The 9,346-nt window shown below is 71.9% G+C and carries 6 protein-coding genes and 3 pseudogenes; 4 read left to right on the plus strand and 5 right to left on the minus strand.

The window, feature by feature from the left end; all coding sequences use genetic code 11:
• Positions 1-68 (minus strand): annotated as a pseudogene (locus VIM26_RS24425) (ATP-binding cassette domain-containing protein); the annotation flags it as partial.
• 4 nt (positions 69-72) lie between these two features.
• Here VIM26_RS24425 and rlmB point away from each other — a divergent pair.
• Together rlmB and VIM26_RS24435 are read left to right on the plus strand one after the other, a co-directional pair.
• Positions 73-879, plus strand: a pseudogene (gene rlmB, locus VIM26_RS24430) (23S rRNA (guanosine(2251)-2'-O)-methyltransferase RlmB); the annotation flags it as partial.
• Between the two features lie 349 nt (positions 880-1,228).
• Positions 1,229-1,483 (plus strand): annotated as a pseudogene (locus VIM26_RS24435) (transposase); the annotation flags it as partial.
• Between the two features lie 825 nt (positions 1,484-2,308).
• On the opposite strand, the gene VIM26_RS24440 reads toward VIM26_RS24435, so the two are convergent.
• The 4 genes from VIM26_RS24440 to VIM26_RS24455 form a co-directional block, all read right to left on the minus strand.
• On the minus strand, positions 2,309-3,553 hold the full coding sequence (locus tag VIM26_RS24440) for a DUF4032 domain-containing protein (RefSeq protein WP_331955937.1): 1,245 nt from the start codon (positions 3,551-3,553) through the stop codon (positions 2,309-2,311).
• 102 nt (positions 3,554-3,655) lie between these two features.
• The gene (locus VIM26_RS24445) at positions 3,656-4,786 is read right to left on the minus strand and encodes a sn-glycerol-3-phosphate ABC transporter ATP-binding protein UgpC (RefSeq protein WP_331955938.1); all 1,131 of its coding nucleotides are present in this window, start codon (positions 4,784-4,786) and stop codon (positions 3,656-3,658) included.
• A gap of 179 nt (positions 4,787-4,965) precedes the next feature.
• Entirely contained in the window at positions 4,966-5,769 is an 804-nt protein-coding gene (gene otsB, locus VIM26_RS24450; protein ID WP_331955939.1) for a trehalose-phosphatase, read from the minus strand.
• Positions 5,766-7,193, minus strand: a complete 1,428-nt coding sequence (locus tag VIM26_RS24455; protein WP_331955940.1) for a trehalose-6-phosphate synthase — start codon at positions 7,191-7,193, stop codon at positions 5,766-5,768. The genes otsB and VIM26_RS24455 overlap by 4 nt, the downstream gene beginning before the upstream one ends.
• 117 nt (positions 7,194-7,310) lie before the next feature.
• Between VIM26_RS24455 and VIM26_RS24460 the strand changes: the two genes are divergently transcribed.
• Both VIM26_RS24460 and VIM26_RS24465 read left to right on the plus strand, forming a co-directional pair.
• Positions 7,311-8,945 (plus strand): serine/threonine-protein kinase, encoded by a 1,635-nt coding sequence (locus VIM26_RS24460; RefSeq protein ID WP_331955941.1) that lies wholly within the window; start codon positions 7,311-7,313, stop codon positions 8,943-8,945.
• Between the two features lie 76 nt (positions 8,946-9,021).
• Positions 9,022-9,346: hypothetical protein (locus VIM26_RS24465; protein ID WP_331955942.1), on the plus strand; the 325-nt coding region annotated here is incomplete at its 3' end.

Below are 9,346 nucleotides of genomic sequence, written 5' to 3' on the forward strand. Positions count from 1 at the left end.
GCCAGCGCCCGAGCAATGGCCACGCGCTGCTGCTGACCACCGGAGAGCTGTCCGGGGTAGGTATCCGCACCCGCCGCGCGCACCTCGCGGTCCGCCGCGGGCAGCCGCGGCGGCAAGGGCGTCAGCGCGACCCACGAGATCGTCGCGGGGCGCAACTCCGTCGTCGAGGCGCTGCGCGCCGGCATCCCGGTGACCACCGTCTACTACGGCACCCGGATCGAGACCGACGACCGCACCCGCGAGATCCTCGCGGTCGTCACCGGGCGCGGGTACCCGCTGCTCGAGGTCTCCAAGGCCGAGCTCGACCGCCTGACCGACGGCGCGATCCACCAGGGCGTCGCGATCCAGGTCCCGCCGTACGTCTACTCCGACCCCGACGACCTGCTCGACGAGGCCTCCGACTCCGGGACGGCGCCACTCATCGTCGCGCTCGACGGCGTCACCGACCCGCGCAACCTCGGCGCCGTGCTCCGCTCGGCCGGCGCGTTCGGCGCGCACGGCGTGCTGCTGCCCGAGCGTCGCTCGGCTGGGGTGACGGCGTCGGCCTGGAAGGTGTCCGCGGGTGCGGCCGCCCGTGTCAAGGTGGCCCGGGCGACCAACCTCGTGCGTGCCCTGCAGGCGTACCGGAAGGCCGGCTGCTTCGTCGTCGGGCTCGCCGGTGAGGGCGACACGCCCATCTCCGAGCTGCCGTTCGCGTCGGACGGGATCGTGCTCGTCGTGGGGTCCGAGGGCAAGGGCCTCTCGCGCCTGGTCCGGGAGAACTGCGACGCGCTCGCGTCCATCCCGATCGGGTCCTCGGTCGAGTCCCTCAACGCCGGCGTGGCCGCCGGCATCGCGCTCTACGAGGTAGCCCGCATCCGCTCGGCCGCCGCCGTCTGAGCCCCGCCTCCCCCGACGTGTCAGCCGCAACGCGCTCCCGGGGCGCGCTAGGGCTGACACGTTCGAGGGCGTTGGATGTGTCAGCCCGAACGCGGGCCGTACCGCGCGCTCGGGCTGACAGGTTTGCTGCGGTGAAAGTTGTCAGGCCCAGCGCGGGCTGTGGCCCGCGCTGCGGCTGACAACTGGCTCCCCGACCGGCCTCCCACGGTCGCGGCCGCGATCGCGGCCGCGATGGAAACCCCTGCCCGACCAGGTGCGCCGCGCGCTGACCGGAGTCGGGTCGGGCGAGGTAGGGGTGCTCGCCGCCGCGGGCATCGTGCTGGCCCGGAGCATCACGCTCACGATCGACGCGGACCTGCCGGTCTACTTCTGCGACCCGCAGACCCCGTGGCTGGCCGGCTCGAACGAGAACACGAACAGCCTGCTCCGCCAGTACTTCCCCAAGGGCACCAGCCTCGCCGGGCACACCGCCGAGGACCTCGCCGTCGTCGCCGCCGGGCTCAACGCGCGCCCCCGCAAGACCCACGACTACCGAACCCCTGCCGAAGTCCTCGGGACCCTGCTCGCAGCGGAACAGTCAGCCGGTGCCTCGACCGCATCGTGAGCTCGCACCCGTTTCGACCGGTACGGCCCGCGAACTGGGCGCGATCTCACGGTGCCGCCCTCAGTGCAGCCCTCAGTGGAGCCCTCAGTGCAGCGAAAGTGCACCAAAACCCCTCATTCACTGCACTTTGGATGCACAGAGCGATGCACTGAGCCCCGCCCACCCACGGCGTTGAAGGGCCGAGCCCGCCGTCGACGCTGACGGCCTCCGCCCGGCATCGACACCGACGGCCGAGGCCCGCCGCCGCCCTCGGGCCGGCTCGCGCCGCGAACTGGGAGACGTTGTCGTATTTTCGGCCTGGGTGGCGACAACAACTCCCAGCTCGTGACTCGAAATGCGAGAGGAACCCGGCCGGCGAGGAGGCGGGCGGACTCGGTCGGATCTGGCCCCGGCCAGGCGAGGCCGAGGGCAGTCGTGCTGCGCGGCACGGAGCGGATCTGGCAGGTACCGGGCGTTCCCGCGGGAACGTCGGCAGCCGCCGATCGGATTTGCCGCCGCCGATACCCACGAGCCCGCTTCGCTTTGAGCTAATCGCTCACGAAGCAGCGGAGTCCGCGCACTCGCGCGCGACACCGTGACTCGCGCCGGACGCCGCGCCTACGAGTCCGCGCCTACGAGTCCGCGTCCACGGGAGCGCACCGAGCTCGGGTTGACGCGAGATGCGAGTGGCTGTCGTCCTGAAGGGCTTGGCGACGCCGCCACCTGCGAATCTGTCAGACCCAGCGCGGGCTGTAGGGCGCGCTGGGTCTGACACGTTTGACGTCGCGGGATGTGTCAGCCCGAGCGCGGGCTATACCGTGCGCACGGGCTGACAAGTCGGAGGGGTCAGGCGTCGTCGGCGAGGCCGCTCGCGCCGAGGACGGCGAGCTCGTCGGGGCGGTGGGCGAGCACGTTGCGCACGTAGCTGTCGACGGCCTCGTCGAGCGGGACGTCCCGCTTCTTCTCCTTCGACATGAAGTACCGGTGGTCGAGCAGCTCGTGGAACACCTGAGCCGGCTCGAGCTTGCGGCGCAGCTCGCGGGGGACCGCGCTGACCGCGGGCTGGAAGACCTGCGTCAGCCAGTCGTGCGCGACGAACGACTCCTCGTCGTTCTGCCGGTCGGTCGCCGCGGCGTGCGCGTCGAGGTCGTTGAGCAGCCGGCGCGCCTGGCCCTCCTGCACGTCCAGGCCGGTCAGCCGCATGAGGCGTCGCGAGTGGTGCCCCGCGTCGACGACCTTGGGCTGGATGCGGACCGTCGTGCCGTCGATGTCGGTCATGATGTCCAGCTCGCCGACGTCGAAGCCGAGGTCGTTCAGCCGCTCGATCCGGGCCGCTACCCGCCAGCGCGCGTCGGCGGTGAAGGACTCCTCGTCGGTCAGCGCGGCCCACAGGTCCTCGTAGCGCTCGACGAGCATCGAGCCGATGGCCACGGTGTCCTCGTCCTCGTCGAGCAGCTCACCGGCCACCAGGTCCATCAGCTCGCCGATGATGTTGACCCGGGCGATCTCCAGGTCGTACGACCGCTGACCGTCGCTCAGCTTGTTGTGCAGGTCCCCGGTCTCGGCGTCGACCAGGTAGGCCGCGAAGGATCCCGCGTCACGGCGGAACAGGGTGTTGGACAGCGACACGTCGCCCCAGTAGAACCCGGCCAGGTGCAGGCGCACCAGGAGGACGGCGAGCGCGTCGATCAGGCGGGTGGCGGTGTCCGGGCGCAGCGCCTGGCTGAACAGCGCGCGGTAGGGCAGGGAGAACTGCAGGTGCTGGGTGATCAGCACGGCCTCGAGCGGGTCGCCGTTGGGCGCCTGGCGCCCGGTGATGACTCCCACGGGTTCGACGCTCGGGACGGCCAGCCGGGTCAGGTTCCGCAGCAGCTCGTACTCCCGGTAGGCGACGGTCTCGCCGATCTCCTTGACGGCGATCACGCGGCCGGACATCTTCACGAAGCGCACGATGTGCCGGGAGATCCCGCGGGGCAGCGCGGCCAGGACGTCCGACGGCCAGTCCTCGAGCGGGATGTGCCACGGCAGGTCCAGGAGCGCAGGGTCGGGCCTCGCGGTGGTGATCTGCAGGTTGTGCAGGTTCTGCGCCATGGGTTCCTCTTGTTCGACATTCAACCGAGCCCGCGGCCCGGGGCTCGACGCAAAAAGGCGACCCGCCGTTCGTGGCCGGGTCGCCCCCTCGCGTCGTCTAGATCAGACGGCGATGCGTTCGCCCGAGCCGGCGTGGAACAGGTGCTGCTCGCCGGAGCGGATCGTGACGTAGATCGTCTCACCCTTGGCGGGCACCTGGCGCGGGTCGACGCGCACGATGACCTGCGCGTCGCCAGCACCGGAGTGCACCTGCGCGACGTCCGAGCCGAGCTCGCGGCTCAGCTCGCCGTAGACGAACGCGTCGGAGCCGAGCTCCTCGACGATGTTCACCGTGACCGGGAGCGAGTCCGGGGTGCCCTTGGGCACCACGTCGAGGGACTCCGGCCGGAAGCCGACGGTGATCTCGTTCTTGTCGTCCGAGGCGAGCGCCGAGATCGCGGAGCGGGGCACCGAGATCTTGGTGGTGCCCAGCTGGGCGTACCCGTCCGCGAGGCGGAAGGTACCGAGGTTCATCGCGGGGGAGCCGATGAAGCCGGCGACGAAGACGTTCGCCGGGGTGTCGTACATGTCGCGCGGCGTGCCGACCTGCTGCAGCAGCCCGTCCTTGAGGACCGCGATGCGGTCACCCATGGTCAGCGCCTCGGTCTGGTCGTGCGTGACGTAGACGGTCGTGACGCCCAGGCGGCGCTGGAGCGACGCGATCTGGGTGCGGGTCTGGACGCGGAGCTTGGCGTCGAGGTTCGACAGCGGCTCGTCCATCAGGAACACCTGGGGCGAGCGCACGATCGCGCGGCCCATGGCGACACGCTGACGCTGGCCACCGGAGAGGGCCTTCGGCTTGCGGTCCAGGTACTCCGAGAGGTCGAGGATCTTGGCTGCCTCTTCGACGCGGCTGCGGATCTCTGCCTTCGGCTTGCCGGCGATCTTCAGGGCGAAGCCCATGTTGTCGGCAACGGTCATGTGCGGGTACAGCGCATAGTTCTGGAAGACCATCGCGATGTCGCGATCCTTGGGCTGCACGTCGGTGACATCGCGGTCACCGATCAGGATGCGACCGGCGTTGACGTCCTCGAGGCCCGCGAGCATGCGCAGGGACGTGGACTTTCCGCAGCCGGAGGGTCCGACGAGGACGAGGAACTCGCCGTCTTCGATGTGCAGGTTGAGCGCGTCAACCGCGGGACGCTCGGTCCCCGGGTAGAGCCTGGTGGCGTTGTCATAAGTGACCGTGGCCATGATGTATCCCCTCACCGGCAGGTACGTGCCGGACGATCCGTAGTGAGTGGTGCCAGAGTGTCTGCGCTGACACGAATCCCTCGCAGGAGCAGTTGGCCGCTTTGCGAAAGCTGTGGATTCTGGGGGTCAGTCTGTCACACCGTCTCGCCATGTGGGTGAAACGATCGGTGTGAGAGCCGTCACCCGGCCAGCGAACGGGCGAATCCCGCGAGGTGCTCGCAGAACGACGACGGGTCGGCGGCGCGCAGCCGGGCCACGGTCGGACCTGCACCGACCTTGATCGTGACGTCCGTGGGAGCGAGTACCTCGAAGGCGTGCTCGTCGGTCGTGTCGTCCCCCGCATAGAGCACGACGACGGCGCCCAGCTCGTCCCGCAGCGCAGCCAGCGCCTCCCCCTTGGTCACGTGCAGCACGGAGATCTCCACGACGTCCTTGCCCCGCATCGCCTCCGCGCCGAGCGAGCTCGCGAGGTCGACGGCGAGCGTCGTGGCGGCCGCGGCGTCGGCCTTGCCGGCCATCCGGGTGTGCAGCACTGCTGCCGCCGGTTTGTTCTGCACCCAGACCCCGTCCCGCCCGCGGGCGGCGGCGGTCAGTCCGGAGCCGAGCCGGATCAGCAGCTCGGCCTGCGCGGGCTCCAGGCGGATCGCGTCGCGTTCGAGCCCGTACGGACCGACGCGCCCGCGTTCGCCGCCGTGGCTGCCGATCAGCACGGTGCCGACGGGTGCGGCGGACCGGCGGTGCAGGTCCACCAACGAGCGACCCGACACCAGGGCGAGGGCGACCCCGGCCGCGCCTGCCAGCACGGTGAGCGCCTCCGCGCCGCGCGGCAGCATCCGGGACAAGTCCGGGTCGTCGATGAGCGGGGAGAGCGTGCCGTCGAAGTCGAGCGCGACGAGCAGCGGGCGGCGCGCGTCGTCGGCCGCGAGGTCCGCGAGCCCAGCGGTCAGGTCGTCCACCGGCTCGTTGACCGTGCCGGCGCTCATGCGCTGACCTTGTGGGCCGGCACCGCGGACAGCACCGCGAGGAACGCCTGGGACCACTTCTCGACGTCGTCCTCGAGCACGCGCCGCCGCAGCCGGCGCATGCGCTTGCGCTGGTCGCGGGCGTCCATCTCGACGGCGGACACGATCCGGTCCTTCATCCCGTCGATGTCGTGCGGGTTGACGAGCACCGAGCCGACGAGCTCGTCGGCGGCTCCGGTGAACTCGGAGAGCACGAGCACGCCCCGCTCGTCCGACCGGGCGGCGACGTACTCCTTGGCGACCAGGTTCATGCCGTCCCGCAGCGCCGTCACGAGCATCACGTCGGCCGCGAGGTAGAGGGCCGCCATCTCCTCGGTAGGATAGGAGTGATGCAGGTAGCGGATCGGGGCGTTGCCGAGGTGCCCGAACTCGCCATTGATCCGCCCGACGAGGAGTTCGACGTCCTCCCGCAGCTGCTGGTAGGCCCCGACGTTCTCGCGGCTCGGGCTCGCCACCTGCACGAGAGTCACGTTGGGCACGGTGAGGCGCCCGTCCGCGAGGAGCTCACCGAAGGCCTTGATCCGGTGCAGGATGCCCTTGGTGTAGTCGAGCCGGTCGACGCCGAGCAGCATGACCTGCGGGTTGCCGATCTCCTTCCGAATCTCCAGCGCACGCGCCGCGACCTCCGGGCTGCGCGCGAGGCGGTCGAACTGGCGGGAGTCGATCGAGATCGGGAAGGCCGCGGCTCGCACGTGGCGCCGCTCGCCGCCGTCCTCGGGCACCGTGATGACCTCCCCACGCGTCGTCAGATCCGTGAAGCGGCGAACCGAGCGGACGAAGTTCGCCGCGTCGGACGTGCGCTGGAAGCCGATGAGGTCCGCCCCGAGCAGGCCATGCACCACCTGGCTGCGCCACGGCAGTTGCGCGAAGATCTCCAGCGCAGGGAACGGGATGTGGTTGAAGAAGCCGATCCGCAGGTCCGGGCGCAGCTCGCGCAGGATCGCCGGGACGAGCTGGAGCTGGTAGTCGTGCACCCAGACGATCGCGCCGGGCGCGGCCTGTTCCGCGGCCTTCTCGGCGAACCGCCGGTTGACCTTGCGATAGGCGTCCCACCACGTGCGGTGGTACGCCGGAGTCTGTATGACGTCGTGGTAGAGCGGCCAGAGCGTGTCGTTCGAGAACCCCTCGTAGTAGAGCTCGATCTCGCCGTCGGACAGCCTGACCGGCACCAGCCGCACGCCGTCGACGTCGAACGGCTCGTGGTCCAGGTCGGCGGCGCCGGGCCAGCCGACCCAGGCGCCCTCGGCGCCCTGCATCACCGGATCGAGCGCGGTGACCAGTCCACCGGGGGACCGGGTCCAGCTGATCGAGCCGTCATCGGCGACCGTGAAGTCCACCGGCAGCCGGTTGGCCACCACGACGAAGTCGTACAAGTCATTGCTCACACATCACTCCTTGACGTTTTCTTGAGGCTATCGCGCCTTGCCGGTGGGGGTGCAGGTCCCGAGCGTGACGAGCACGGTGACGAGCTGTCGGGTTCCGCGCGCCGGTACCGTGCAGCCATGGAGAGCAGCGGCCTCGCGCCGGGGACGGACGTGGGCGGGTACCGCATCGTCGCTCCGCTCGGCTCCGGCGGTATGGGGACGGTGTACCGGGCCGTCGACGGCGGCGGCACGGTCGTCGCGCTGAAGCTGCTGCACCCGCACATCGGGGCGGACCCGGTCGCGCGAGAGCGCCTGCGCCGCGAGGTCTCCGCCCTGCAGCGCCTGCACCACCCGGCCGTGGCCGCGGTGCTCGACGCCGAGGCGGACTCGACCGAAGCCTTCGTGGTGACCGAGCTGGTGGACGGGATGAACCTCGACGAGCATGTGCGCGCGCACGGCCCGCTCGCGCCGCGCGAGCTCGCCCGGCTCGCCGACGGCCTGCGGGACGTGCTCGAGGCGGTACACGCGGCCGGCGTCGTGCACCGCGACCTCAAACCGAGCAACGTCCTGATGACCGACGACGGGCCGGTGCTGATCGACTTCGGGATCGCCCAGGCGGCCGACGACATCCAGCTCACCTCGGGCAACCTGGTCGTCGGCACGCCCGGCTACCTCGCGCCCGAGCTGCTCGCCGACGCCGAGCCCAGCCCGGTGTCCGACTGGTGGGGCTGGGCCGCGGTGCTCGCGTTCGCCGCGACCGGCCGGTCGCCCTTCGGGACCCGGCCGATGGACACCGTGCTCGCGCGCTCGCAGGCGGGCGACGTCGACGTGATCGGGCTCGGGCCGCTGACCGCCGGGGCCCTGCGCGCGGCGCTCGACCCGGACCCGGACCTGCGCGCGCTGCCCGACGACCTGGTCGCCGACCTCGCGGACGCGGCCGAGCACGGGGACTCCCCGCCGCCGACGGTCGCCTTCGCGGCGCGCCCCGTGGAGGTGCCGACCCAGGTCATCCCCCAGGACACCCGCACCTTCTGGCCGGACGACGACGTCGCCGTGGCCGGCGAGCCGGTCCCCGAGCCCGAGGCGCCGTCGTACCCCGAGGCCACCGACGCGTTCCCCGAGTCGCCCGAGCCGTACACGGCCGCGCGCCCCCGACGGCGGACCGGGTCGGTGCTGGCCCTCGCGCTGCTGATGACCACCGGCGCGGCGCTCTACCCGGGGGTGACCGCCGCGGTCGTGCTGGGCGCCCTCGTGCTGTTCCGGACCGTCGGTTCGGCCGGTGACGCGCTCGACGCGCGTCGCGAGCGCCGTGGCGGGGTCGGGCGCTCCGACGCCGTCCGCACCGTCGCCGCGAGCCCGTGGCACCTGCTGCGTGGCGTCGTCGGGCTGGTGCCGTCGCTGGCGTTCGGGGCGGGCGTCGCGGTCGTGGTCGGCGGTGTGCTGTGGTGGTCGCTCGCCACGAACCTGCTCGTCCTGCGGCCGATCGGGATCGGCGGGGGCACGGCGCCCGGCGGCGGGAACGAGACCTGGGTGTACGGCGCGGCGCTGGCGAGCGGGATGCTCGCCGGGCTGGTGACCGTGTGGACCGGGCCGCTCGGGCGGCTCACGCGGCTCGGCGCTCGGCGCACCCTCGGTGTGCTCGCTCCCCCGAACCCCGGTGCGGTGATCGTCGTGGTGCTCGCGCTCGCCGGTGCGGTCGCGTTCGTGACGCTCGTGACCACCGGGCAGGACGTCGCGTGGTGGCCCCTGCACGGGCTGCCGCGGCTGCCCTGATCGCGGCGGGCGCCGTGCGCCGCGTTGGTCGCCCGAAGCCCAGGTGCCGCCAAGGTCGACGTCGTACCCTGGGCGCATGATCCTCGGACGCCTCGACGCGCGCCGAGCCATCCCGCGGCCGGTGGCCGCCGCAGCGGTCCTCGCCCTGGTGGGGGCCCTGGTCGGCGGGCTCGTCTGGGCGCTCGCGAACGGCGCGCACGTCGTGCTGCACGCCTGCCTGCCCGGCCAGGGCTCGCTCGGTGGGCTCGGGCTGCGCCTGGCGCTCCTGCGTACCTCGGCCGACTGCCCCGAGGGCGCCCTCGTGCTGGGTGGCACCAGCACGCGCGGGGCGCTGGTGCTGGTCTCGATCGCCGTGCCGACGCTGGTCGGGCACCTGCTCGCGGCGGCCTGCGGGCTGAGCG

It is taken from the genome of Pengzhenrongella sp., assembly GCF_036565025.1.
GTDB lineage: Bacteria > Actinomycetota > Actinomycetes > Actinomycetales > Cellulomonadaceae > Pengzhenrongella.